25 protein-coding genes are annotated in these 23,510 nt (G+C 66.7%); 10 read left to right on the forward strand and 15 right to left on the reverse strand.

Annotation, left to right across the window (positions count from 1 at the left end; genetic code table 11):
- Positions 1-132: 132 nt before the first annotated feature.
- On the reverse strand, positions 133-1,443 hold the full coding sequence (locus tag ASD78_RS09445) for an amidohydrolase family protein (RefSeq protein ID WP_082575517.1): 1,311 nt from the start codon (positions 1,441-1,443) through the stop codon (positions 133-135).
- 153 nt (positions 1,444-1,596) lie between these two features.
- The gene (locus ASD78_RS09450) at positions 1,597-2,355 is read right to left on the reverse strand and encodes a type 1 glutamine amidotransferase domain-containing protein (protein WP_082575518.1); all 759 of its coding nucleotides are present in this window, start codon (positions 2,353-2,355) and stop codon (positions 1,597-1,599) included.
- 116 nt (positions 2,356-2,471) lie between these two features.
- Here ASD78_RS09450 and ASD78_RS09455 point away from each other — a divergent pair, with 116 nt between their 5' ends.
- Positions 2,472-3,368, forward strand: coding sequence for a LysR family transcriptional regulator (locus tag ASD78_RS09455; RefSeq protein ID WP_055904739.1), 897 nt, complete (start codon positions 2,472-2,474; stop codon positions 3,366-3,368).
- 87 nt (positions 3,369-3,455) lie between these two features.
- Positions 3,456-4,013 (forward strand): DUF3016 domain-containing protein, encoded by a 558-nt coding sequence (locus ASD78_RS09460; protein ID WP_056100586.1) that lies wholly within the window; start codon positions 3,456-3,458, stop codon positions 4,011-4,013.
- Between the two features lie 242 nt (positions 4,014-4,255).
- On the opposite strand, the gene ASD78_RS09465 is transcribed toward ASD78_RS09460, so the two are convergent.
- From ASD78_RS09465 to ASD78_RS09475, 3 genes are all read right to left on the reverse strand, one after another.
- On the reverse strand, positions 4,256-5,167 hold the full coding sequence (locus ASD78_RS09465) for an alpha/beta hydrolase (protein ID WP_056100594.1): 912 nt from the start codon (positions 5,165-5,167) through the stop codon (positions 4,256-4,258).
- A gap of 228 nt (positions 5,168-5,395) precedes the next feature.
- Positions 5,396-5,812 (reverse strand): VOC family protein, encoded by a 417-nt coding sequence (locus ASD78_RS09470; protein ID WP_055904748.1) that lies wholly within the window; start codon positions 5,810-5,812, stop codon positions 5,396-5,398.
- Positions 5,813-5,923: 111 nt separating this feature from the next.
- A complete protein-coding gene (locus ASD78_RS09475; protein ID WP_056100597.1) occupies positions 5,924-6,853 on the reverse strand; it encodes a LysR family transcriptional regulator in 930 nt (309 codons plus the stop codon).
- Between the two features lie 122 nt (positions 6,854-6,975).
- Between ASD78_RS09475 and ASD78_RS09480 the strand changes: the two genes are divergently transcribed.
- The 3 genes from ASD78_RS09480 (at position 6,976) to ASD78_RS09490 (ending at position 9,579) form a co-directional block, all read left to right on the forward strand.
- Positions 6,976-7,737, forward strand: coding sequence for an SDR family oxidoreductase (locus ASD78_RS09480; RefSeq protein ID WP_055904754.1), 762 nt, complete (start codon positions 6,976-6,978; stop codon positions 7,735-7,737).
- A 211-nt stretch (positions 7,738-7,948) separates the two neighbouring features.
- On the forward strand, positions 7,949-8,392 hold the full coding sequence (locus ASD78_RS09485; RefSeq protein WP_056100599.1) for an RcnB family protein: 444 nt from the start codon (positions 7,949-7,951) through the stop codon (positions 8,390-8,392).
- A gap of 302 nt (positions 8,393-8,694) precedes the next feature.
- A complete protein-coding gene (locus ASD78_RS09490; protein WP_056100602.1) occupies positions 8,695-9,579 on the forward strand; it encodes a hypothetical protein in 885 nt (294 codons plus the stop codon).
- Positions 9,580-9,598: 19 nt separating this feature from the next.
- Here the strand turns inward: ASD78_RS09490 and ASD78_RS09495 are convergent, their stop codons facing one another.
- The 3 genes from ASD78_RS09495 to ASD78_RS09505 all read right to left on the reverse strand — a co-directional run bounded on the left by ASD78_RS09495 (position 9,599) and on the right by ASD78_RS09505 (position 12,112).
- A complete protein-coding gene (locus ASD78_RS09495; RefSeq protein WP_056100604.1) occupies positions 9,599-10,432 on the reverse strand; it encodes an arylamine N-acetyltransferase in 834 nt (277 codons plus the stop codon).
- Between the two features lie 100 nt (positions 10,433-10,532).
- Positions 10,533-11,045, reverse strand: a complete 513-nt coding sequence (locus ASD78_RS09500) for a DUF1697 domain-containing protein (RefSeq protein WP_056100610.1) — start codon at positions 11,043-11,045, stop codon at positions 10,533-10,535.
- 89 nt (positions 11,046-11,134) lie between these two features.
- Positions 11,135-12,112 carry a LysR family transcriptional regulator gene (locus tag ASD78_RS09505; protein WP_056100613.1) on the reverse strand — a complete coding sequence of 326 codons (978 nt, stop codon included), beginning with the start codon at positions 12,110-12,112 and terminating at the stop codon, positions 11,135-11,137.
- A 111-nt stretch (positions 12,113-12,223) separates the two neighbouring features.
- On the opposite strand from ASD78_RS09505, the gene ASD78_RS09510 reads away from it, so the two are divergent.
- On the forward strand, positions 12,224-13,024 hold the full coding sequence (locus ASD78_RS09510; RefSeq protein ID WP_056100617.1) for an alpha/beta fold hydrolase: 801 nt from the start codon (positions 12,224-12,226) through the stop codon (positions 13,022-13,024).
- A gap of 25 nt (positions 13,025-13,049) precedes the next feature.
- Here ASD78_RS09510 and ASD78_RS09515 read toward each other — a convergent pair whose 3' ends face one another.
- The gene (locus tag ASD78_RS09515) at positions 13,050-13,619 is read right to left on the reverse strand and encodes a hypothetical protein (RefSeq protein ID WP_156087680.1); all 570 of its coding nucleotides are present in this window, start codon (positions 13,617-13,619) and stop codon (positions 13,050-13,052) included.
- 165 nt (positions 13,620-13,784) lie between these two features.
- Between ASD78_RS09515 and ASD78_RS09520 the strand changes: the two genes are divergently transcribed.
- From ASD78_RS09520 to ASD78_RS09530, 3 genes are all read left to right on the forward strand, one after another.
- Positions 13,785-16,253 (forward strand): hypothetical protein, encoded by a 2,469-nt coding sequence (locus ASD78_RS09520; RefSeq protein ID WP_156087681.1) that lies wholly within the window; start codon positions 13,785-13,787, stop codon positions 16,251-16,253.
- 252 nt (positions 16,254-16,505) lie between these two features.
- On the forward strand, positions 16,506-17,138 hold the full coding sequence (locus ASD78_RS09525) for a hypothetical protein (RefSeq protein ID WP_056100628.1): 633 nt from the start codon (positions 16,506-16,508) through the stop codon (positions 17,136-17,138).
- 48 nt (positions 17,139-17,186) lie between these two features.
- Positions 17,187-17,672, forward strand: a complete 486-nt coding sequence (locus ASD78_RS09530) for a hypothetical protein (protein WP_056100631.1) — start codon at positions 17,187-17,189, stop codon at positions 17,670-17,672.
- A 34-nt stretch (positions 17,673-17,706) separates the two neighbouring features.
- Here ASD78_RS09530 and ASD78_RS09535 read toward each other — a convergent pair whose 3' ends face one another.
- Entirely contained in the window at positions 17,707-18,687 is a 981-nt protein-coding gene (locus ASD78_RS09535; RefSeq protein ID WP_056100634.1) for an alpha/beta hydrolase, read from the reverse strand.
- Positions 18,688-18,829: 142 nt separating this feature from the next.
- Here ASD78_RS09535 and ASD78_RS09540 point away from each other — a divergent pair, with 142 nt between their 5' ends.
- On the forward strand, positions 18,830-19,720 hold the full coding sequence (locus tag ASD78_RS09540; protein WP_056100637.1) for an AraC family transcriptional regulator: 891 nt from the start codon (positions 18,830-18,832) through the stop codon (positions 19,718-19,720).
- A gap of 2 nt (positions 19,721-19,722) precedes the next feature.
- On the opposite strand, the gene ASD78_RS09545 is transcribed toward ASD78_RS09540, so the two are convergent.
- The 5 genes from ASD78_RS09545 to ASD78_RS09565 form a co-directional block, all read right to left on the reverse strand.
- A complete protein-coding gene (locus ASD78_RS09545) occupies positions 19,723-21,096 on the reverse strand; it encodes an XVIPCD domain-containing protein (protein ID WP_162250154.1) in 1,374 nt (457 codons plus the stop codon).
- A gap of 59 nt (positions 21,097-21,155) precedes the next feature.
- Positions 21,156-21,563, reverse strand: coding sequence for a hypothetical protein (locus ASD78_RS20700; RefSeq protein ID WP_156087683.1), 408 nt, complete (start codon positions 21,561-21,563; stop codon positions 21,156-21,158).
- A gap of 329 nt (positions 21,564-21,892) precedes the next feature.
- Positions 21,893-22,303, reverse strand: coding sequence for a hypothetical protein (locus ASD78_RS20705; protein WP_156087684.1), 411 nt, complete (start codon positions 22,301-22,303; stop codon positions 21,893-21,895).
- Positions 22,304-22,384: 81 nt separating this feature from the next.
- Positions 22,385-22,792 (reverse strand): hypothetical protein, encoded by a 408-nt coding sequence (locus ASD78_RS09560; protein ID WP_056100648.1) that lies wholly within the window; start codon positions 22,790-22,792, stop codon positions 22,385-22,387.
- Between the two features lie 211 nt (positions 22,793-23,003).
- On the reverse strand, positions 23,004-23,492 hold the full coding sequence (locus ASD78_RS09565) for a hypothetical protein (RefSeq protein ID WP_056100651.1): 489 nt from the start codon (positions 23,490-23,492) through the stop codon (positions 23,004-23,006).
- Between the last annotated feature and the right edge of the window lie 18 nt (positions 23,493-23,510).

Raw genomic sequence — 23,510 nt, forward strand, 5'->3', positions numbered from 1 at the left:
CCAATCGACGTGCAGTCTCGGCTGTTGCGACAGCGCGCCGGCAAGCTGTCCGTCTCCTCGTCAGGGAGATCTCCGGGGCGGCACGCGGATGGGCCCGCGCGCCGTCCCGGATTTTTTGGAGGCGATCCGGGTTTACGGCGCGCCGCCCTTCACCACCACGCCCGCACGCATCACCAGCACCGGTTTCTCGGTCGCGCGGATGTTCTCGATCACATCGCCCGGCACGGCGACGATGTCGGCGGCCTTGCCGGCTTCGAGGGTGCCGGTGTCCTTGTCGATGCCCAACAACTTGGCCGAACCCTGGCTGCTGGTCATCAGCGCCGCGGCCGGGGTCATGCCCATGTCGACGTAATCGCCGAACTCGCGCGCGTTGAGGCCGTGCGGGAACACCGCCGAGTCGGTGCCGTAGGCGATCGGCACGCCGATCTTCAGCGCGTGACGGAACATCTGGGTGTGGGCCGCGGCCGCGGCGCGCGCCTTCTCGCCGATCTTGGGCGGGTAGGTATCGGCCTTCTCGTTCACCCACAGCTGGGTCATGCGCGTGGGCACCAGGTAGACGCCCTTGTTCTTCATCAGCTGCAAGGTGCCGGGGGTCAGGAAGCTGCCGTGTTCGATCGAATCGATGCCGGCCTCGACCGCGAGCCGCGCGGCGACGTCGCCATGGCTGTGCGCGGCGACCTTGCGGCCCCAGTTGTGGGCCTCGCTGATGATCGCGTCGAGCTCGGCGGGGGTGAGCTGCGGCACGTCGACCGGATCGGATTCGGACAGCACGCCGCCGGAGGCGCAGATCTTGATCACGTCGGCGCCGTACTTCATCTGCTGGCGCACCGCCAGGCGGCACTCCTCGGCGCCGTTGCACACGCCTTCCAGCGGACCGGCCGGGCGAACGCGGTCCGGCGGCGCGTTGACGCTGTCGCAATGGCCGCCGGTGGACCCCAGGGCATGGCCGGCGACGATCAGGCGCGGGCCCTGCACCAGGCCGGCGTTGATCGCGTTGCGCAGGCCGATGTCGACGAAGTCCGGCGCGCCCAGTTCGCGCGCGCTGGTGACGCCGGCCATCAATGCCGCCTGCGCATTGCGTTGGGCATGGAAGGCCTGCTCGGTCGGGAAGCGCAGCATGCTCTCGTAGAACCCCTGCGCCCAGTTTTCGCTGTGGTCGGACGCGAGATGGGTATGGGCGTCGATGAAACCGGGCAGCAGGGTCGCATCGCCCAGATCGATCACCTGCGCATCGACCGGAACCGTGGCGTCGCGGCCGACGCCGACGATGCGGTCCCCGCGCACCACCACCACGCCGGGCGAGACGAGTTGCCCGCTGCGACCATCGAACAGGTGCGCAGCCTTGAGCACGTAGATCGGTACGCCATTCTGCGCCTGCGCGCCCGGCGCCAGGCTCAGACCCAAGGACAATGCAGCGGACAACGCGGCGTTGCGTAGCTTCATACCAGCCTCTCCCCAGAGCGTTAGGTGAGTCCGAGTGTAGAGCTTGCTGCGACGCGGGGTATGGGACCTTCGGATGACCTGCGCCTCATTTCGGCGCTCGCCCGCTCCCTGTCCCGCATACGGGAGAGGGAGCGGGACTTCATCGGAGCTCGATCAGTTCGCAGCGTCGGACTTGCGCAGCAGATCGCGCACCGCCTCGGCGGTGGCGGTCGCCGACTGCGGGTTCTGGCCGGTGACCAGGCGACCGTCGACGACGACCTTCGAAGTCCAGTCCGGCGCGGCCTGATGCAGCGCACCGCGTTCGCTCAAGGTGCTGGCGAGCAGGAACGGCACCACCTTCTCCAGTTTCACCGCGCGCTCCTCGTCGTCGGTGAACGCGCTGACGCGCTTGCCGGCGACCAGATAGGTACCGTCGCTGAGCTTCACGTTCACCAACGCGGCGGGGCCGTGGCAGACCGCGGCGACGATGTCGCCGGACTCGTAGATCTCGCGCGTCACCCGCTGCACCGCCGGGCTGTCCGGGAAATCCCAAACCGCGCCGTGGCCGCCGGCGTAGAACACCGCCGCGTACTTCTTGCTGTCGACCTGATCCAGGCGCGCGGTGTTGCGGATCGCGGCGCGGAAGCCGGCGTCGTTCCAGTAGCGCGCATTGGTGGCATCGTCGAGCTCGACGCCGTCCACCGGCGGCTCGCCGCCCTGGATCGAGGCGAACTCGACCGCGATGCCGGCGGCGTCGAACACGGCCAGCGGATGGGTGACTTCGCCCAGGTAGAAACCGGTGGGCTGGCCGGTGCTGCCCTTGGTGCCGTGACTGGTCAGGACGATCAATACCGGCTTGCCGGCGGGAGCCGGCACGGAGCCGGTGGCGGTGGCGGCCAGGCCGAACAGGGCGGCGGCGAACAAAGCGGTCATGGCGGGGATCCTGGTTGAGGAAGGTCGGCGGGGCGACCCGGTGCAGGCACTCTATTCCTGCCACTCATGGCGATAAACTCGCTTCAGGACAAATTACTCGTGCGCAGACCGCAAGAATGAGCCGCCACTACGACCACCTCGCCGATGTCGAAGCCTTCGCCACCGCGGTCGAGCGCGGTTCGCTGACCGCCGCCGCGACCGCGCTGGGCACCACGCCCTCGGCGATCAGCCGCGCCATCGCCCGCCTGGAAACGCGCCTGGGCGTGCAACTGCTGCGACGCACGACCCGGCGCCTGGGCCTGACCGACGCCGGCCGCCTCTACCTCGAACAATCCCGCGCCGCGTTCGCCCTGATCGACGACGCCGAACGCGCGATCCAGGGCCAGGGCGGCGAACTCGGCGGCAGCGTGCGCCTGAGCGTGCCGACCACCTACGGCCACTACCGCCTGCCGGCGAAGCTGCAGGCGTTCGCGCAACGCCACCCAGGCGTGCGGATCGAGTTGAGCATCGCCAATCGCAACGTCGACCTGATCGCCGAGGGCTACGACCTCGCCATTCGCCTCGGCGATCTGCCCGACAGCGGCCTGGTCGCGCGCAAGTTGGAAGACGCGCCGACCTGCCTGGTCGCCTCGCCCGATTACCTGCGGCGCGCGGGCGTGCCGCAGCGCATCGACGACCTGGCGCAGCACCTGTGCCTGTCGTTCCTGATGCCCAGCACCGGCCGTCCCTTCGCCTGGGTGCTGCGAGAGGACGGCCATGATCGCGATTGGACGCCGAACGGCCAGGTGCTGGTGTCCGACGACCCGATCGGCATGGTCTCGCTGGCCGAACAGGGCATGGGCATCTGCCATAGCTACGACTTCATCGTCGGCGAGCGTGTGCACGCCGGCCGCCTGGTCGAAGTGCTGCCGCAGTCGCGCGGCCGTACGCGTGCGTTCTCGCTGATTTACGCCCCGCACCGGCAGCTGTCGGCGGCGGCGCGCGCCCTGATCGACACGCTGAGCGCGAGCTGACACGCCGCAAGGCCGGCATTTGCGGGCGTTCGCGCGCGGGCGGACAATTCCGCCATCGCCCACGGGCGCTTTGTCGCGGAGCCACCCATGATTCTCCGTCCCGCATTGCTCGTCACCCTGCTCGCGCTGAGCCTGGCCGGCGCCGCCGAAGCCAAGAGCCGCAACGTCACCGACCCCGACGCGCCTCGCGCGCTGCCCGAACAAGGCCCGGTCGATGTGCGTTGGGGCAACCCGGCGCAGTTCACCGAGATCCGATACAGCGGCAACTCCAGCGAAGCCAAGCGCGGCAACTGGGTCGAGGACATCGCCCAGCACCTGCGCAAGCGCGCGCAGACCCGCCTGCCCGCCGGCGAGCGCCTGGAAGTCGACATCCTCGACATCCGCCGCGCCGGCAATTTCGAGCCCTGGCGCGGCGCCGCCTTCGACGACACCCGCTTCATCCGCGACATCTACCCGCCGCGGATCACGCTCAGCTTCCGCCGCATCGGCGCCGACGGCCAGGTCATCGCCGAAGGCGAGCGCAAGCTCAGCGACATGGGCTTCCTCAGCAGCGCCAACACGCTCAGCAACAGCGACCCGCTGCGCTACGAGAAGTTGCTGCTCAACCGCTGGATCGACCGCGAGTTCAAGCGTCCGGGCGTGTGAAGTCCGGGCGGAGGCCGCGGCCTTGGGGTAGGAGCGGCGTAAGCCGCGACCGCATAGTTTCGGTTACTGACGCGCTCGCGGCTTACGCCGCTCCTACCCCAAAGCGGAATCGCGGTTACGCCTCCGCCCAAGATCGCGGCCACAGCTGCGCGCCTGTAAGACCTGCGCCTCCTGTGGGAGCGGCGTAAGCCGCGATAGCCCCATCCGGACCCCGACGACTCCGCCTCGAGCGCGATGCGCGCCTAGCGCCGCAAGCCCTCGACGAATTTCCGCAACGCGGCATTGAACGCCTCGGGCTGATCCACGAACACGCCGTGCCCCGCATCGGTCACGACCTCCAAGGTCGCCCCCGGCACCTGCGCCGCGGCCGCCTTCTGCGCGGCCAGTTCATCCGAACCCGAGGCCGCCACGATCAGGGTCGGCCGGTCGAACTTCTTCAGCGCGCCGCTGCGATCGACGCCGTACATATCCGCCACCAGCATCGCCACGCCGGTGCTCACCGGCGTGCGCAATGCCGTATCGACGCGGTGTTCGAGCTTCTGCGCCGGCAAGGGCTTGACGAAAATCGCGCCCATCATGCCCTGCAGGTACTCGCGCGGATGCGCGGCGTAGACCGCCATCATCTCCAGGAAGCGCCGCGCCGCCTGCGGATCGGACTGCGCGCCGGCCGCACCGCGCGACACCGCCGCGTCCACCAGCACCAGGCCCGCGACACGGCCGGTGCCGTAGCGGTCCACGTAGGCGGCGATGTCCTGCACGCCCTGCGACCAGCCGATCAAGACCACGCCCTTGAGATTCTGCGCGGCCAACAACGCTTCGATGTCGCCGGCCCGCACCTCCGGCGTATTGCCGCCGCCGCTCTGCTGCGACGCGCCCTGCGACCGCGGGTCCATCGCGATCACTCGATGCCCGCCGGCGAACGCCGCCAGCTGCGCCTCCCAGATCGTGTAGTCCATGCCCCAACCGGGCACGAACACCAGCGCCGGAGCCTCGCCCGCTCGCCGGTTGTCGACGTAGTGGATGCGGGTGCCGTCGCTGGAGGTCAGCGACTGCCCCGGCCATGGCTCGGCGGCTGCGGCCGCGCTCGCGGTCAGGGCCGACAGCATCGACAGCGCGCCGGCCATCGCCAGACTGCGGCCGGACCGCCAGGTCATGGATTTCTTCATCGCTGCGGACTCGCCCAGGTCGGAGGAAGGTGGCCGCGATGATGGCAGCGCCTCGGGGCGGCGGAATGTGCCGGGAGTGTGGGTTCGGCCGCGCTGCGATCCGATGCGTTAGGCCGATCACCACCGCACGGGCCGGCGCCTCGGCGACCGGCCGCGGTGGTGCATCCAGGCGAACGACGGTCGCCGGCGAGTCCGGCGACCGTCGAGGCGGACCGCTTAGGCGCTCTGCGCCGCGCTCGGATCGGCGTCCGGGTCCATGTAGAACACTTCCCACTGGTGGCCGTCCGGGTCTTCGTAGCCGCGCTGATACATGAAGCCGTAATCCTTGGCTTCCGGCGACTTGGCGCCGGCCGCGATCGCCTTCTCGACCAGCGCGTCGACGCCGGCACGGTCCTCGGCGTTGATGCTGAGGATGGCCAGCACGTTCTTGCCGGCATCGCCGATCGGCTTGCTCACGAAGGTCTGGAAGAACGGCTTGACCAGCAGCATCACGTAGATGTCGTCCGAGACGATCATGCAGGTCGCGTTCTCGTCGGTGAACTTGGCGTTGAACGAGTAACCGAGCTTGGTATAGAAGGCGACGGAGCGGTCCAGGTCCTGGACCGGGAGGTTGACGAAGATCTTGGTAGCCATGACGAATCCTTGAGGGTGGAGGGTAGATTGGCGGGCAAAATACGGGGTCGTTTCCGGCCTGCTCTTCTTGACGACGAAGCAAGGCGCCCGTGATCGACACGCGCCGCGAAATTATTTTTCGGCCGGCCGGAACTCGTCCGCCGGGTCCAGATGCGGCTGCAAGACCTCGGCCATCCACTGCATGAACACCTGCACGCGCCGCGGCAGATTGCGCCGGTTGGCGTACAGCAGCGACACCGGCATGGGCTCGGCGCACAGCTGCGGCAGCACCTCGACCAGTTCTCCCCGCTCCAGGTAGGGCTGCAGCCCGATCAGCGGGGCCTGGATCAGGCCCAGGCCGGTCAGACAGGCGGTCCGGTAGGCCTCGACGTTGTTGACGGTCAACACGCCGGCCATGGGCAGGATGCGGTAGGCCGCGCCGTCCCAGTATTCCCAGCCGTCGGGCCGGCCGCCCAGGCTGGTCACGTAATGGACCAGACGGTGCGAGGCCAGGTCCTCCAGGCTCCGCGGCACGCCGTGTCGCTGCAGATAGCCGGGGCTGGCGCAGTTGGCCACGCGGAACTGGCCCAGCGGCCGCGCGATCAGGGCGCTGTCGCCCAGGTAGCCGACCCGCACCACGCAGTCGAAACCTTCGCGCACCAGGTCGACGCGGCGGTCTGCGCTGCTCAATTCCAGCTCCAACTGCGGATGCAGGGCCAGAAACTCGGGCAGGCGCGGGATCACCACGCTGTGGGCCATGCCGCTGGGCATGTCCACGCGCAGACGGCCGCGCAGCGACTGCGGCGCCTGCTGGAACATGCCTTGCAGCTCGTCCATGTCGGCCAGCAGGTCCTTGCAGCGCTCGTAGAAGGCCTGCCCATCCTGAGTGGTCTGGACCTTGCGCGTGGTCCGGTGCAACAGACGCGTGCCGAGCAGGTTTTCCAACTGCTGCACCGCGGTCGAGGCGCTGGCCTTGGGCAGCCCCAGGCTGTCGGCGGCGCGGGTGAAGCTGGCCAGCTCGGCCACGCGGACGAAGACGTGCATGGCCTCGATCTGGTTCATCGCGGGCTCCCGGCGGCGGCCTATTGTTCAGTAATGGCGAACAGATAAATCGAATTATGCAGATTTATCAGCCGATGTCGCGCCAATAGAGTGGCCCCCACACCACCCCCGAGGACTCCGCCATGACCACCACCCCCATCGCCATCATCACCGGCGGCAGCCGCGGCCTGGGCCGCAACACCGCGCTCAAGCTCGCCGCCTACGGCAACGACGTCATCCTGACCTACCGCAGCAACCGCACCGAAGCCGACGCGGTCGTCGCCGCGATCCAGGCCCAGGGCCGGCGCGCGGTCGCCCTGCAGCTGGACGTCGGCGACAGCCGCAGCTTCGACGCCTTCGCCGCCCAGGTCCGCGACGCGCTCGCTACGCACTGGCAGCGCGATCGCTTCGACCACCTGATCAACAACGCCGGCATCGGCACCCACGCCGCGCTGGCCGACACCACCGAAGCGCAGTTCGACGAACTGGTGAACATCCATTTCAAGGGCGTGTTCTTCCTCACCCAGAAACTGCTGCCGCTGATCGCCGACGGCGGCCGCATCGTCAACGTCTCCACCGGCCTGACCCGCTTCGCCCTGCCCGGCTACGGCGCGTACGCATCGATGAAGGGCGCGATCGAAGTGCTGACCAAGTACATGGCCAAGGAACTGGGCCCGCGCGGCATCGCGGTCAACGTGGTCGCCCCGGGCGCGATCGAAACCGACTTCGGCGGTGGCACCGTGCGCGACAACGCCGAGGTCAACGCCTATGTCGCCTCGCAGACCGCGCTCGGCCGGGTCGGTCAGCCGGACGATATCGGCGGCGTGTTCGCGTCCCTGCTGGCGCCCGACAACCGCTGGATCAACGCGCAGCGCATCGAGGCATCGGGCGGCATGTTTCTTTAAATTTGGTGTCGGTTAAGTAATCCCTCCCTGTAACCGGTTACGTCGGCGCGAGGCGGCGCCGGCGTTCCGGCCAGGGTTAAAGGAACCTTAAACACGAATGCCCGGAACTCTCGACGCAGGTCGCGTTTGGCACATGATGCAGCTGCATCGACGACCCAATGCGATTACAACGCATGGCAACGAACGCCATCCGAGAACCGGGAGAATCCGCATGAAACGCATATTGCTGGCCGCCGCGCTTGCGCTGACCGTCCTCGCCTCGCCGGCGATGGCCGATGGCCGCGGCAAGGGCCATGGCCACGGACACGACAAGCACCAGGACCGCGACGATCGCTACGACCGCCACGACGACGATCGCTACGACCGTCGCGACCGCGGCGACCGCGGTTACGACCGCTACGACAGCCGCTATTACTACAGCTACGACGGCCGCAATCATCCGCCGGGCCGCCACAACGGCTGGCACAAGGACTACCGCCGCGGCCAGCGCATCGACGTGGTCTACATGCAGCCGCGCTACTACATCGACGACTACCCGCGTTACCACCTGGCCCCGCCGCCGCGCGGCCACCGCTGGGTGCGCATGGACGACGGCCGCATGATCCTGATCGCGGTCGCCACCGGCATCATCGCCGACGTGCTGCTGCACCATTGAGCCCGTCGCGGCGATCGCGCCGCTGACCCATCTCACGAAGAATCCCGCTACGGCGGGATTTTTCGTTTCCGGCTTCCGTCGGTCGCTCAGTTCTTCGCACCGGCATGCCGTCACGGCCTTACCCAGCCTCGTCGAACACGCGTTGCACGTCTCGGGCGCGATCGCCTGACTGCGCTCCCTACGGCTTGGTTCTGGTCGATTCGAAGCGCTGAAACTTCGCGCCGAACCGAATACCGGCCCGACTTCGCCTGCTTTATGCTTCGACGCGCGGTCAGGATGGCCGCACTCAGGGGAACCCGCCGATGAAGATCCTGCTCGCGACTGCATTGCTGTTGCTCGCCTCGACTGCGCATGCCTGCATCAACGAGGTCGGCACCGACCGTAGCGGCCGGCGCTTCGCACCGGATTGGTATCTAGGCGAGGATTTCACCGAGCCGATGCGCAAACGCGATGGCCGCGAATACGCTTTGAAGCGCGCGACCGAAACGATCGCCGCGGCGCGCAAGCAGCCCAGCTTCGCGTCCTTGACCAATCTCGGCGTGTTGTTGATCTACCAGGGCCAGTACCCGTTGGCGATTCGCCACTTTCTCAGCCTCGAGCGCCGCTATCCGGGTCATCATGAAACCGCGGCCAACCTGGGCACCGCGCTCGAACTGGCCGGGCAGGACCACGTCGCGTTGCGCTGGATCCGCCTGGGCATCCAGCGCAACGCCAATGAACACCTGCGCACGGAATGGCTGCACGCGCGCATCCTTCAAGCCAAGATCGCCGCGGCGCGCGAGCCGGATTATCTCCAGCGACATTCAATCGCCGGGCTGCGTTTCGAAGCCAAGCCGGCACCCGCGCTGCCGGCGGTTATGCCGGCTGGCAACGACGGCCAGCCCGTGAAACCCTGGGAACTGGACCGGTCGCTGAGTTATCAACTCATGGAGCGCACCCAGTTCGTCCCGGCGCCCGATCCGGTCGTGGCCAACCTGCTCTCCGACTGGGCGACCCTGAACCTGGCCGGCGGCCCGTTGGAGAACGCCGACGCGCTGTACGAACTGGCGGTGGACTACGGCGCGCCGCGCGATGCGTTGATGCGCGAACGCCAGGCCTACATCCGCAAGACCATCGCCCGGGCCCAGGAACCCGAGGATGCCGCTGGCGACTACAGCTGCGCCATCTGCTGGCCTAGGGGCCAATGACGGCGGCGCGCCGCTCCAGTCACCCTTCCTCGCGCTGCGCCAACCGCTGCTCGATCGCCGCGCGCAGCGCCGGATCGTCCGGCACGCGAACTCCGAGCTCTTCGCGCAGCACCGCGATCACCGCGTCGGCATCGGGCAACTCGCGGCGCTCGCTGGGCGCGCCGTTGCGATGGAGCGCGTAACTTCCGGCATTCAAGGTCTTGCGGATGCCAGGACCGGTGCGCGCGGCGAACAGCTGCCCCAGGAACGGCGAGTCCGGGTGCGTGCACACGTACCAATTGCCGACCACATGGTCGATCTCGGCCGCCGGCGCCAGGTCGAACACGTACAAGCCGCGCCACTGGCCGCCGACTTCGGCGCGCAATAGATAATCGCCGTTGTGTCGGGTCAGGTGGTAGTCCTCGTGCGCCGTGGCCTGCACCTCGTCGCTGTCCAGATCCAGCGGCGCGGTCGGCACCAGGCCGCCGAACCCGACATCGACGAGGTAGCGCACCTCGTCGACGGTCACCAGCAGCATCCGGTGCGTGCGCGCCGGCAACGCGTCCTCCGGCCCGCCCATCACCACGCGCCCGGTCAGGCTGCGCGCGTCGTAGCCCAGGTCCTGCAACAAGGCCTGGAACAGCCGATTGAGTTCGTAGCAATAACCGCCGCGGCCGTCGTGCAGCAACTTGCGTTCCAGCGACGGCAGATCGACCGGAACCGGCATGCGCAACAGCGTGGACAGGGTCTCGAACGCGAACGCCGCGGTATGGCGCTGCTGCAGCTCGCGCAACGTGTCCAAGGTCGGCGCAGGCGCCGCGGCGTAGCCGAGGCGCTTCAAGTAGATGTCCAGATGTTGCAATTGCGGTGGCATCAATTGGTCTCGTTCTTCGACAGGCCATCACGCTACGGCCTCAAGCGTGCTTGAGGTCAAGCGCTCGGCATCGCCACCGACGCAGCGGTGCGGTCGCGTTTCAATCCGCGCCGGCCAACTCGATCAGCTTGGCGACGGTGTTCATGTTGCGCGCCGTGCCCGCGCGCGCGGCGGGGATCACCAGTTTGGAGTCGGCCATGCCGTCGCCGTAATGCACGTAGATCTCGCGCTCGCCCAGCGCGATCCGCTCCTCGCGACGATGCCGGACCGTGTCCAGCGCGTCGGCCGCCGGCGGATCGCCGAGGAAGATCGCCACCACCCGATTTGGCGCACCTTCGGCGAAGGGATTGCCGGCCAGCACCCGCGCCAGATCGGCGCCTGAGCGCACCACCACGCCGACCGGCTTGCCCGCGTACTCGGCCAATCTCGCTTCCAGCGCCTGCTTGACCTGGACCGCGCTCTTGGGGCTGCGCAACACCACGTTGCCGCTGGCGATGTAGGTGCGCACGTCCTGGAACCCGGCCGCGACGCACATCTCGCGCAGTTCGGCCATGGGCAGTTTTCCGGTGCCGCCGACGTTCACAGCACGGAGCAAGGCGATATAGGTGGGCATGCGCACAGCTTACGAGAAATCGCCGAGCCGACTATGCCGATCCTGACCATTCGTTATTTCCGATGACGGGATAGCGGCCTTCGCAGCATTCACCGCGCAGCCGTCGACGCCCTGGAGCTACGTCGCAAAGCCGGCGTCCTCCGCGGCGTCGGCGCGGCCGGATCGAGCGCCGCGCGCAACTGCGAAGCCTGCGCTTCCAGGTACTGCCACAGCCGTTGCGCGACCGGGCCCTGCGGGCGATCGCGACGGCGCGCCGCCACCAGTTCTTCGACCCGCCCGGGGAGGTGCCGCCCGGCGATCGACAGCAGTCGGCCGTCGCGCAACTCGTCCTCGATCAGGAACCGCGGCATGTGCCCCCAACCCAGGCCCTGCACGATGATTTCCTTCTTCATCAGCTGATCGCCGACCGTGCACTGCGGCGCGCCCTCGATCACGAAGTAGTCGCGCGACGGCGAATGCCGCGCGGTGTCGCGCATCACGCACTGGGTGTACCCGCGCATGCGCTCGGGCGTGACTGCGCGCGGCAGCGGCGTGGGCAGCAGCCCGGCCCCCACCACCGGCAGCATCGGCACCTTGCCCAGGTCCAGCCACTCCAGGCGCGGGTCGCTCTTGTCGATGCGGTGCAGGATCAGATCGGCGTCGCCATCGAACAAGCGTTCCCACGGCCCGGTCACCGCTTCGAAATGCAGATGCAGGCGCGTACTCGGGCACTGCGCGAAGAAGCGTCCGAGCAAACCCAGCGCTTCTGGCCGAGGGCACAGGTCGCCGATCACCACGTGCAGTTCGCTTTCCTCGCCCATCGCCAGCTGCGCCGCGTGCGTGCGCAGGCCGTCGAGCTCGCACAGCAGCGACTGCGCGCGCCGGTGGAACGAGCGCCCCGCGTCGGTCAGGCCTACGCGGTAACCGCTGCGGTCGAGCAGGCTCAGGCCGAGCTGCCGCTCCAGCTTGGCGACCGCGGCGAACACCGCTGGGTGCGAGCGGTTCAAGGCCGTGGCCGCGGCCTGGAAACCGCCGGCCTGGACCACGGCGTCGAAGCATTGCAGGTCGTGCAGGGTGAATTCGGCCATGTCGTATTTTCTGACAAAGACTGTGCGAACTTTGTTATATCAAGCCCGGCCGTCCCTCACTAGCCTGCTCTCCACGGCGAACCCCGCCGTCACCCCACGAGAGCCACGACCATGAGCGACACCCAGTTCCTCAATGCCGGCGACGGCACCCGCATCGCCTACCGCCTCGACGGCGATCCCAGCCTGCCCGTGCTGGTCCTGTCCAACTCCATCGGCACCACCCTGCACATGTGGGACGCCGAAGTGCCGGCGCTGTCCCAGCACTTCCGCGTGCTGCGCTACGACACCCGCGGCCACGGCGGGACAGGCGTTCCGACCGGCGCCTATTCGCTGGATCGCCTGGGCCGCGATGTGCTCGAATTGATGGATGCGCTGGATATCGAACGCGCGCATTTCCTCGGCCTGTCGCTGGGCGGCTTCATCGGCCAATGGCTGGGCGTGCATGCGCCCGAACGCATCGACCGCCTGATCCTCAGCAACACCTCGCCCTACCTGGGCCCGGCCCCGCAATGGGACGAGCGCATCGCCGCCGTGCAGGCGGCGCCGGACATGCGCGACACCGCCGAGATCTTCCTGGCCAACTGGTTCCCCCAGCGCATGCTCGATGCCAACCCGCCCGTCGTCGACCGCTTCCGCGCCATGCTGCTGAACACCGACCGCCAGGGCCTGGCCGGCTCCTATGCCGCCGTGCGCGACGCCGACCTACGCCGCCCCATCGCTGTAATCCCCAATCCCACCCTGGTGATCGCCGGGCAGTACGATCCGGTAACCGCGGCCAGCCATGGCGAACTGATCGCGGCGACGATCCCGGGCGCGAAGCTGGTGACGCTGCCGGCGGTGCATTTGGCCAATGTGGAGTTTCACCAGCAGTTCGTGGCGATGACGCTGGAGTTCCTGCAAGCGCAGCCGTAGGCGCCCACACCACTTGGCCGCGACCTCATTCGCCCTTGCGCACGATCCGGACGATGCGTGGACTCTGCGCATCCATGAACATGAAGCAGCGACCGAACAACGCCTTCTTCCCGACATCGTCGAAGACGTTCTGGCCGAGCGGCGTCATCAGCACTTCATGCGTGGCCAGTGCGCGCAGGTGATTGCGCTCGATCTGCGCCCAATGCAATTGCGCGAGATCGTCCAGCACCAGATTGGCCGCCGGGTGGTTGTACCTCACCAGGACGTCGCCACCCTTCATCGGCGTCGGATTCATGTCCGGGTGGTAGTGGTAAATCTTGGACAGGACATCCATGGCGTAGGCACCGGCATCCTCGTCGGACAAGTCGTCCGGGAGGATGACGCAGGTCCCATGCGTAAAGACCGCCAGGTCGCATTTGCCGTTGGTGTAGAAGCGCAACCGCTCGACCATCTTATCCAGCGGCAGCGCCATATCCGGCCGCCAGTCCGGAACGGGCGGGAAGCGCTCGGGTGGCCGCGAGGGCGGCGCCTTCTTCTTGAATATGCCGAACATGGCGCCTTTGCGTTTCCCAAGCTGGACGGTCCAGGCGGCCACGTTACCGCATCTCCCCGAGAGCGCGAAGGCGATTCGGACGTGCCCGCATCCAATGGATGGAAAGCGCCCTTATACTCGCCCACTTGCGGCCCACGTCTCGGATTTCGTGGCCTGGCCTCCCCCGCCGCAACACGGATGTTTCTTGCGGATATCACTGGAGGCTGCATGTCTACGTTATTGACCGACCCCGCCCTGCGCGCGGACGAGCCCGATTGGGACGCGATCATCGACAACCCCTACCACGCCGGTCCGCTGGTGCGGGTCGGCCGCGTCGGCAATTGGTGGCTGGTGGTGGGGATGCGGCTGGGACTGGACGATGCTTTGCATCGCGTGGCCGCGGTCAAGACCGAGCGCGACAACGAAGACCGCCTGCTGATCTTCGCCGACACCATCACCGCGCAGCATGCGGCCGACGCGCCCATCCTGTGCCGCGAGTTCGAGCATATCGTGGTGATGGCGCGGCGCCTGGAGGCCGGCGCGCAATTGCTGCTGGAGAAGCGCGGCTGGGAGATCACCTTCCGCCTGGGCTTCTATGTCGGCGCTCTCAGCCCTGCGACCCAGAAGATGAGCGTGGAGCGCTGGATGAAGTGGAACGACTCCAGTTGGGTCGAGCACGAAGTCCGCGGCAAGCGCGACCTGCCCAGCCCGCTGACGCCGCGGCAGGTGGTGGTCAGCACGTATCCGCTGGACGAGAGGAAGCCGCTGCCGTTCACCGAGGAAGCGATCGACCTCAACGCGCTGCCGCTACCGGGCTGCACCAAGCTGCTGGACCGCATGCTGTTCGCCGCGCAAGCGCTGGGCATGGAGGGCAAGGGCGAGCTCGCGCTGGAGCTGCTGTCGCGGATGGAAGGCCTGATGGCCTTGGTGCCGAACCAAAGCGCCTGGGACACCGTATCGCTGGGCTGCCGCTCCGCCCAGGAACTGCTGCGCCCGGTACGTTTCGATCCCGAACAGATACCGTACCTGAGCGCCTCGTTCTACGGCGAGATCGCCAAGGACCACGTGCCCGCCTTGCAGGCCTACGCCGGCACCTTCGCCCGCCTCAGCGACCGCAGCTACGAGCTGGACGCGCGCAAGAAGGCGGCCAAACTGGTGCTGGGCGAAAAGGAAGACGCCGGCTCGTTCCAGAAGCTGGTGAGCCAGCAGTTGGCCGAGAACCTGCGCCTGGCCACCGCCAACGTCAAACGCGCGCAGGATTCGATAGAACCGCAAAGCGGCAACGTGCGCCGCGCCGAAGCCGAGTTCAAGCGCGGCATGGACGCCTGGAAAGCCGCCAAGGAACGCGAAGCCGCGCTCGCGATCGTCGGCGCGGTGTTCTCGTTCGTGTCTGGCGTGGCTTCGATGTTCGGCGGCAATGCCGCCGGCGCGGCCGGCGCCGCCAAGGCCGCGGCCGACGTCGCCAGCACCGCCGCCAAGCTGGCCGAGATCATGAAGACCCTGGTCAAGGTGGGCAAGGCGATCGAGAAGGTCGTCACGATGTGCTTGGCCATCGTCGCCGCGGTCGACAAGATCGACAACGCCAAGAAGTTCGCCGACGACCTGTCCGCGCTCACCCGCGAATCCCTGTCCGACGACGCCAAGGGCGCGCCGTCCGCCGGCGCCTATTGGGATCAGCTGTGGGTCGAAGTCGAGACCCAACTGGCCCCGGCGATCAAGGAGAGCATCGGCGGCGCCGAGGAGTACCTGAAGGAACTCAAGATCCTGGTGATCTACGGCCGCGCCCTGACCACCGCGCAAGCCGCGCTGCCGCCGCTGGTGCAGGAAATCGCGCGCGCCAAGCTGCAGTCGGAGATCGCGCGCCGCCAGTACGACGCCGTCGCCCGCGAGATCGAAGGCCTGAAGAAGGAAGAGATGCTGTCCGGCCAGGCCATGATCGTGCTGTGGGGCAATTACCGCGCCGTGCAGCGCTCGATGCTGGTCGCATTGGGCCAGTTCGACGCGGCCTATCGCTACTGGGCGCTGAGCGATCCGCTGCCGCCGCGCGACAACCACCGCGGCATCGCCGACCTGGCCGGCGACCTGGTCGCCATCGCCGACCTGAAGAAGATGCAGGCGCGCGCCTTGGACAGCTTCCGCCCCATGCCGCAGCCTTATACCCGCAACAAGTACGCCCTGCCCGCCAGCGCGCGCGAGGCCTTGCTCGGCGGCCAGCGCGTGGAACTGCGCTTCACCCCCAGCCGCGGCCCGCTGTCCGGGTGGGGCCGCATCAGCCGTGTGCGCGTCGGTGAAATCTTCGTCTGGGTGGAATGGGTCGAAGGCCGACGCCCGAGCAAGGGCGAAATCGAATTCACCGTGCGCACCAGCGGCGCCTACGACGACCGCAAACTGGTCGCCGGCCAGGTCCAGGACTTCCACTTCCACGGCGCGCCGGTAAACCTGACGTTCCGCTACGACCTGGCCAACGTCCCCACCGACCCCGCTCTCGACTGCATCCGCGTACGCGCCGCGATCGCCGAGGAATTCCGCACCTCGTACCCCGAGCCGACGCTGTACACCGATTGGATCCTGTCCTCGCCGAAGGTGGAGGCGGGCGACACCGATACGCTGGACCTGGGCAAGCTGAAAGCGGCGATCGCGAACGTTCGGTTGGAGTTTTCGGGGACGTATATCAAAGACCCGGATAAGGTGTTTTGAATGCCGTTGCGTCGCTCCCCCTGTTGGAGCGACGTCGCTTTGGATGTCGGTGGGGGCGACGTGAGTCGCGGTAGCGCAGCCGTATCGCTTTCACGGTCGCGGCTTACGCCGCTCCTACAGGAAGCAGGGCGGTCGTCCTTGGACGATGGGGCCACCACCGAGCAAACCTGAGTTGCGTCTGCATCGGCGACGCCGCTCTTGCCTGGGATCGCGCGACGGTAAAAGATGGCGCATGGCAGGACAGGAGGTCGCATGCTCGAGGAAGTCATCAAGACGGGGGGCGGATCCTTCCTGATCTTTGGCGTGGTGGCCGCCCTGGGCTTCTACGCGGTGCGCGGCGTGTTCGGCCTGCACGGGCGTCGCGGTCAGCACCGCAAGGAGTTCCTGGAACTTTGGTCCGACGGCCGGGAACGCGATGCGCTGTGGCTGCAGATGGCGGTGCGACACGTGTTCGGCACCTATCTGCCCACGCCGGTGATCCGCTTGGCGCTGAGCCGCCCGGACAGTAGCCAGTCCCTAATCGACTTGTCGTCGCTATGGGGCCTGATGGTCTACGACAGCGCGTCGCAGAAGGTCCGTTGGCGGCAGGGTTGGCACGCCACCCTGCCGTGGCGCCGGTTCGCCAGAGTCGCGCTGATGCTGGGTTACTTCGCAGCCATGTCCGCCGCCGTAGGCGGCGCATACAAGTCGGCCTTGCTTGGCCCCGGCTCCACCATGGGTTGGATCTACGGGTTCTTCGCCGCGATCATGGCCGGGCTCGCCTTCCTGTGCCTAGAACACGAGGACAGGTTCGGCGTGTCGGTCCGAGTGGGCGACGACTGGGTAAAGCGCATCAACCGCGCTGCCCAGCGGGCTCGCAAACGCCGCTCGGCATCCGCAAGCTGACCGTCGCCACACCGCCCGCAATACCGCACCCGCCCAAGAAGGAACGCCATGCCATTCGCGCCCCTGCTGCTGCTTTCGCTCGCGCTGAGCGCCCCCGCCTGGGCGGCTGGCGTACCGCCGGCCTCCGCTACCGCGAAGGCCATGGCCTCGGCCTACGTGGACGACCTCGCGGACATGGTGCGCAGCACGCATGACGCCACGCCGGACGAAATCGCGTGCGTCGAGCGCATTCCCGCCACCCCCGTGGTCGACGTCATGCAGGAAGTGATCGCGCAGTCTTTGAGCGCGGACGAGCAGGCCGAGATGGAGCGCTTCTACGCCAGCCCCGAAGGCCTGCGCCTGTTCGCGCTGTACCGTCGCTGGGGCGACGAACGCAATCCGGCCAGCGACGCCGAACTGAAAGAAGCCCTGCCGCTGATCAAATCGGCGGTGCAGGCCAAATTGTTCGACGCCACGTCCTTTCAAAGCCTGGGTTCCATAAAAATCATGGACGCGGTCGTCCCGCTGCTGGCGCGCTGCTCCTCGCCCGGCTGACGACGCGCCCGGCCAGCTCCGCGTGGCGGCAGGCCTAAGCCACACCCCACAACTTGCGCGCCTCTTCGGCGATCACCTCCGGAAACTCCTCCTGGAAGAACAGCTTCGCGCGTGGCACGCGGCGGATGCCTTGCGAGTTCGGGAAGGTGCGATCCAGGTACTCCGCATCGCCCTGATCGAAGATGTCGTCCGCCGCGCCCCACACGATGCGCACCGGGACCTGGCTGCGCTTGAGCTCGGCCTCGATGCCCGCCAAGGGGTTGGGCGACAGCGCGAGGTGGAAGGCGTGGTACTGCGCGCGGCGCAGCGGCGTGGCGACCAGCGGAGTGACGTAGTAGTCGATGGTCTCGTCGGCGAAGCGGCTGGGGTCGGCGAAGACGGCGGCGCCGAAGGTAGCGCGGGCTTTAGGTTTGTCGGTCAGCCATTCGGCGGTGGCGTCGGCCAGGGTACCGGCGCGGGCCATATCGAGAACCGGCTGGATCTTCGGCGGCGGGCTGTCGGGTTCGACGTCGCAGTTGGTCAGCAGCAGGCTGCGTACGCGCTTGGGGTGGCGGATCAGGAACAACTGGGCGACGGCGCCGCCGCTGTCGCTGGCGACGATGTCGACCTGGTCGGCGCCGAGCCGGTCGAGCGTGGCCGCCAGCATCGCGGTCTGCGCGTGGGCGTCCAGCGCCTGGTGCTCGGGCACCTCGGAGTAGCCCAGCCCCATGAAATCGAGCGCGATGCAGCGGCGGTACGCGGACAGGCGGTCCAAGGCCCCGCGCCATTGATAGCCGTTGAGCGGGGCGCCGTGCAGGAACACAGCGGCCGGGCCGCGGCCACGCTCGACGTAGGCGATGCGGCCGAACGGGGTCTGCGCGTAGCGACGCAGCGCGCGGTAGGCGGCCGCGTCCAGCGGCGCGTCGCCGACGGCACCGGCGAGGCCGCGGCGGGTCGTCGCCAGCGGCGCGCAGGCGCCGGCCACGCCGGCGGCCAGGGCGGCCGCGCCCAATTGGATGAATTGCCTGCGTTGCATGTGCGGTGTCCTGTACGGGGAGGGTCTGCCCGCCATGCTGGCGAGGGCGCCCGCTCGGCGCGCGCACAAACGGCCGCGCGCGGACACGAAAGGATGATTTTCGGCACTGGTCCGGGCCCGGCGCGGGGACGAGGATCGGCCCATGAGCGACCGCCCCGCGTGTTACCCCTCCCCCCCGGCTGCGCTGCTGTCGGGCGGGCCGGACCGTGCGCCCCTGCTGGACGTGCTGACCACGCCCGTGCCCCATGGCGTGTTCGACTCGCCGGTGGACGGGCGCCACGTGCTGTGCCTGCACCTGGGTGAGCCGGTGCCGGTGTCGTACCGCATGGACGGGCACCAGCGCCAGGGCGTGCGCCTGCACGGCCAGTTCTGCGTGGTGCCGGCCGGATCCAGCACGCGCTGGGTGGTGTCGCAGCCGGCGCGTTCGCTGTTGCTGCGGCTGACACCGACGCTGTTGGGCGAAACCTCGCAAGCGATGGGCTTGGGCACCGGCGGCGCGATGCTGGCGCCGTCGATCCATATCCGCGATCCGCAGATCGAGCGCATCGGCTGGATGATGCAGGCCGAGGATCACGACGCGTATCCGGGCGGGCGTTTGTTTACCGACAGCCTGGCCACCGCGCTGGCTGCGCGTTTGCTGGCCTTGCAATCGCGCCGATCGCTGTCGGCCGACAAACCCGGCCGTGCCCTGCCGGCTTGGCGCCTGCGGCGCGTGCAGGAGTACATCGAAGCGCACCTGGACGAACCGCTGTCGCTGGCCGAACTGGCGGCGGTCGCGGGCTACAGTGCTTCGCACTTCAAGCCGCTGTTCAAGCAGGCCGTGGGGGTACCGGTGCACCGCTATGTGATGGAACGGCGGGTGGAGCGGGCGCGCTGCCTATTACTGCAGAGCGAGCACAGTATCGGCGAGATCGCCTTGGCGGCGGGGTTCTCGCATGCCAGCCATATGGCCCGTTGCTTGCGACGCATGCTGGGGCATAGCCCCTCGCAACTAGCGCGCGGCGCGACCGCTGCGGGTCGCGCCGCGCATTAGCCTCAGGCGGTGCGCCCGGTCTGACGTCCCTGGGCCTGCGCGTCTTGCGACGGAGCTGACAGGCTGGCGGCGTAGAGCTGATTGAGCTGCTGCACCGAGTCGGCGACCGGCGTGCGCATGGCATCGTCGGTGCGCATGCTCGCCAGCTGGCGACCGGGGCTTTGCAAGTCGCCCTGGACCACGATCAGATTCTGGCCAGCGGCCACGCCCCGATCGTTGGCGGCGCTCAGCACGATATGGTCGATGCCGGTCAGCCCCTGCTTGCGCGCAAGGCAGGCAGCGCTGGCGGCCATACAGGCGCTGTCGCCGTCGTAGGGTTTGCCCAGACTGGCATCGAGGCGACGGATGGCGGCTTCGGCTTGCGGCAGCAGGGGGTCGTTGCTGAGGGGCCGGTCATTGGCGCCGCCGTAGCCTCCGTTGCGTGAGCCCGGCAAGCGGCCATCGCGCTCGGGGTTCACTGGATTCAGCTCTGGATTCAGCTGCGGCGGCAGCATCTGCGGCGCCAGCTGCTGCAAGGTCGCGGGGTCGAGGTTGCCAGTGGCGGGCAAGCCCTGGGCGTTCTGGTAATTGATGACCGCCGCCTGCATCGGCAGGCGGTATACGCCGTCCTCCACCAAAGCCTGTCCGTTCGCGTCGCGGTATCCTTCGGCGTTGAGGCGCTGCTGGGCGATGCGGGCCAGTTCGGACGATTCGCCGATGCGGATCACGCCGTCGTCGATCACGGCGCGTGCTTCGATGCCCTGATCGCGCCGCGCCGGATCGATCGATAGCCGACCATCGGACAGGTCCTGCAGGTAGTTCTCGTACTGCTGGTAGTAGCGGGTATCGACTTCCATATGCACGTGGACGTGTTCGGTTGCTCGATTGCTCTGAGTCCCCAGCGCCTGGCCGTACTGGATGGTGTCGCCCTCGCTCACAGCGATGTCGCGCATGTGGCGAATGCGGGCGATGACCTGACCGCCTTCCCGGTCATAGATGTCGACCAGGCCTTTAGCATCGTTGCGTTTTCCGACGTAGCCGGTCAGGGGCGACGGCACATCTACGTCGCGCGCGCCACGCGCGCCGATGACCAAGCGCGAGTCTTCGAGTATGAAATCTTTCTTCACCAGAACCTGGTCGCGTGTGAGCCCGTAACTATCCTGTGGCGTCCAGACTCCAACTTCTTCGACCTCGGAATCGACCATCGCATGCCTGCGCATTGGTTCGCCGCCGACGACCACTCCGTTAAGAAGAGTCGCTCGAATATTGTCGCGGGGGTGATGCGTTACCAAACTATCGAAGTCTGTGACCGGGATGTTGTGCGTAGGCCCCTTCTGGATCACCCGGTAGTGCGGTAAAGGATCATCCATGGGAGCCACTTCGTGTTTCTGTTCCATCGGCATATGGTCGAATCCCGCCCCTCTAGTCGCAGTTCGCAATGGCAACGGCGAATGCTTTACCTGCAGCGCGCATAGGTAATGGCGCGATTTCCGTCGACAATGGTCAATTGCCCGTTGTCCTGCCCACTAAGCGCGTAAATCTCCTCGTGATCGAATGTGCTCTCATCGATATGAACCCGTGAGCTGATCTTCCAGGCCTGCGGTGATCGCGATATCTGGATCACCCGCACCGGCGAATTCCATTGCTCATAATCAATCAACTTGTCTGGCTTTATCTCGATTCGAACATCGCTATCGAGGTTGCCGGGAAGCTTGCATGTTGGAAAGTCCGCCTGCCATACACCATGAAGTACTTTCGGGTAGTGCGCGGAAGCTACTTTTCCTTTGGCTACTGAAGGGGCACAGGCCATACAAAGCACCCCAGCCAGCACGATCGCGATCGCCTTATCCACCTTGAATTCCATGTGGCACCCCTTGCGTTCTTATGGCCTTAGGATACGTCCGACCTACGCCCTGCCGTCAACGGCGCAAGTGTTGTGCCACGGACTGGATTAACTGCACAACATCGCTCGCAACTGATTGTTGCGACTGGCGCATCGGCCGAACGTAACCGAACGATCCGGCGCGAAAAAGGCGACCTTTCGGTCACCCTGTTCGCCACGCTTTCACGACCCCTTCTTGGAGACGCGATACTTCGGCAACGGCTCAAGGCTCTGTACTTCAGCATCCTCTCTATATAGACACGTCTACACGCCCTTTCGCGGATGAAATCGTAAGTGATCAACGCCACCGTCTACTTGCAACGAAAATAGGACAAGGACGTCTGGCCATTGACTACCGTCAGCCGGCCATTGTCCTCGGCGCTGAGCAAGAAGATGTCCTCAGCCTCGAATACGTCGCCATCATCTAAATGGAGCTTCGACACGATCTTCCAGGCTTTCGGATTCCTTGAAATCTGAACCACACGTACCGGTTCATTCCACTCTTCGTAGTCGACCAACTTGCCAGCTCCGATCTCCATGCGGACATCACTGTCCGGATTCCCCGGCAGCTTGCAGACGGGAACCCCGCCTTCCCATATGCCATGCAGCTCAGCCGGATAGGCAGCTCGGGCCTGCTTTCCTTTGGCGGATGTAGATGTGCACGCCATGCAAAGCATCCCAACCATCAAGGCCATGGCCACGTGCTGGGCTTTCGGTTTCACAATCATCGCGTCCGCATCATCAGAAGTTGCTTGACGGTAGCATCTACCGATTGGTCTTCGAGAATAGATCGAGCATGTCGATCATGCGCAACGGTAGTACGCCATAGAGTTTTTCTCGCTCACGACCGTCAGGACGCCACCCTTATTACTGAGCAACATGATGCTCACCTGATCGAACGTGTAATCGTCGCGATGAAGGGTTGATGCCACTCGCCATGCCTGCGGTGTCTTCGAAATCTGCTGGATATGGACTGGCTCGCTCCAATCCTCGTAACCAGTCAACTTGGACTGCGCAATCACGAAGCGTGAATCGCTGCCTTCGCTATCCGGATGCTTGCAGTACTCCGGACCCGACCCCAACCACACCCCATGCAGCGCCGCCGGATATCGCGCGGCAGGCGCTTTCCCTTTTGCTATGACGCTGGTGCAGGCCATGCAGATAACGCCGGCCAGCACGACCACAGCTGCTTTTCCCACCTTGATTTCCATGCGGCGCTCCCTGCGTTTTTCCGGCCTTAGGATACGTCCGCTCAATGCCCCGCCGTCAACGGCGCACGCGTTGTGCCGTATGAGAGATGAACTGCACATATCGCCCGCAACTGAATGTTGCGACCGGTCGCGTCGATTGAGCCAAACCGAGCAGTTCAGCAACGAAAAAGGCGGCCTTTCGGCCGCCCTATTCGTATCGTTTCCCCGGAACTTACTTCCCAGCGCTTTTCCGCGCGGTAGCGAGCGCCGAAGCACTCAGAACCCCCCGGTTCTCCGCCAACTTCAACAGCTGCGCCTCGATCTGCGACGCGCTGGTCGATGCAGTGGCAGTGACGGCGGACGCCTTGGCTTGCGCACTCGCTTTCCGATTTTCCGAGCGCAGGAAGCGGCCTTTCACGGTGTATTCGATGCCCGTCCCCGCTGGATCGACGGCTTCTACTCGGATCCCGTTGTAACCCAGCACCGACGGCAGCTCCGTCGACCGCACGCCTGCGCCGGTAGCCAATGCGCCGGACAGCTGCGATTGCAGCGAGCGGATGGTCTTGGCGTCGGTGATGGTGATGGTGGGGTTGGGGCGACCCGAGTAGACCAGGTAAGTCACCCGCAGCGCGGACGGCGCGGGGGCTTCGGGTGTTTGCGCCCAGGCGCTTCCGGTCAGCGACAGCAGCAGGAATGCGCGCAGCGTCCAGGCTTTCATCATGGACCTCGGATTGGAAGA

It is taken from the genome of Lysobacter sp. Root667, from assembly GCF_001427715.1.
In the GTDB taxonomy this organism is placed as follows: domain Bacteria; phylum Pseudomonadota; class Gammaproteobacteria; order Xanthomonadales; family Xanthomonadaceae; genus Lysobacter.

Excerpts from the sequence above, each read along its gene's own strand:
- ASD78_RS09445 (WP_082575517.1), bottom strand. The coding sequence starts at position 1,443 with ATGAAGCTACGCAACGCCGCGTTGTCCGCTGCATTGTCCTTGGGTCTG.
- ASD78_RS09450 (WP_082575518.1), bottom strand. The coding sequence starts at position 2,355 with ATGACCGCTTTGTTCGCCGCCGCCCTGTTCGGCCTGGCCGCCACCGCC.
- ASD78_RS09455 (WP_055904739.1), top strand. The coding sequence starts at position 2,472 with ATGAGCCGCCACTACGACCACCTCGCCGATGTCGAAGCCTTCGCCACC.
- ASD78_RS09460 (WP_056100586.1), top strand. The coding sequence starts at position 3,456 with ATGATTCTCCGTCCCGCATTGCTCGTCACCCTGCTCGCGCTGAGCCTG.
- ASD78_RS09465 (WP_056100594.1), bottom strand. The coding sequence starts at position 5,167 with ATGACCTGGCGGTCCGGCCGCAGTCTGGCGATGGCCGGCGCGCTGTCG.
- ASD78_RS09470 (WP_055904748.1), bottom strand. The coding sequence starts at position 5,812 with ATGGCTACCAAGATCTTCGTCAACCTCCCGGTCCAGGACCTGGACCGC.
- ASD78_RS09475 (WP_056100597.1), bottom strand. The coding sequence starts at position 6,853 with ATGAACCAGATCGAGGCCATGCACGTCTTCGTCCGCGTGGCCGAGCTG.
- ASD78_RS09480 (WP_055904754.1), top strand. The coding sequence starts at position 6,976 with ATGACCACCACCCCCATCGCCATCATCACCGGCGGCAGCCGCGGCCTG.
- ASD78_RS09485 (WP_056100599.1), top strand. The coding sequence starts at position 7,949 with ATGAAACGCATATTGCTGGCCGCCGCGCTTGCGCTGACCGTCCTCGCC.
- ASD78_RS09490 (WP_056100602.1), top strand. The coding sequence starts at position 8,695 with ATGAAGATCCTGCTCGCGACTGCATTGCTGTTGCTCGCCTCGACTGCG.
- ASD78_RS09495 (WP_056100604.1), bottom strand. The coding sequence starts at position 10,432 with ATGCCACCGCAATTGCAACATCTGGACATCTACTTGAAGCGCCTCGGC.
- ASD78_RS09500 (WP_056100610.1), bottom strand. The coding sequence starts at position 11,045 with ATGCCCACCTATATCGCCTTGCTCCGTGCTGTGAACGTCGGCGGCACC.
- ASD78_RS09505 (WP_056100613.1), bottom strand. The coding sequence starts at position 12,112 with ATGGCCGAATTCACCCTGCACGACCTGCAATGCTTCGACGCCGTGGTC.
- ASD78_RS09510 (WP_056100617.1), top strand. The coding sequence starts at position 12,224 with ATGAGCGACACCCAGTTCCTCAATGCCGGCGACGGCACCCGCATCGCC.
- ASD78_RS09520 (WP_156087681.1), top strand. The coding sequence starts at position 13,785 with ATGTCTACGTTATTGACCGACCCCGCCCTGCGCGCGGACGAGCCCGAT.
- ASD78_RS09525 (WP_056100628.1), top strand. The coding sequence starts at position 16,506 with ATGCTCGAGGAAGTCATCAAGACGGGGGGCGGATCCTTCCTGATCTTT.
- ASD78_RS09530 (WP_056100631.1), top strand. The coding sequence starts at position 17,187 with ATGCCATTCGCGCCCCTGCTGCTGCTTTCGCTCGCGCTGAGCGCCCCC.
- ASD78_RS09535 (WP_056100634.1), bottom strand. The coding sequence starts at position 18,687 with ATGCAACGCAGGCAATTCATCCAATTGGGCGCGGCCGCCCTGGCCGCC.
- ASD78_RS09540 (WP_056100637.1), top strand. The coding sequence starts at position 18,830 with ATGAGCGACCGCCCCGCGTGTTACCCCTCCCCCCCGGCTGCGCTGCTG.
- ASD78_RS09545 (WP_162250154.1), bottom strand. The coding sequence starts at position 21,096 with ATGGAACAGAAACACGAAGTGGCTCCCATGGATGATCCTTTACCGCAC.
- ASD78_RS20700 (WP_156087683.1), bottom strand. The coding sequence starts at position 21,563 with ATGGAATTCAAGGTGGATAAGGCGATCGCGATCGTGCTGGCTGGGGTG.
- ASD78_RS09560 (WP_056100648.1), bottom strand. The coding sequence starts at position 22,792 with ATGGAAATCAAGGTGGGAAAAGCAGCTGTGGTCGTGCTGGCCGGCGTT.
- ASD78_RS09565 (WP_056100651.1), bottom strand. The coding sequence starts at position 23,492 with ATGATGAAAGCCTGGACGCTGCGCGCATTCCTGCTGCTGTCGCTGACC.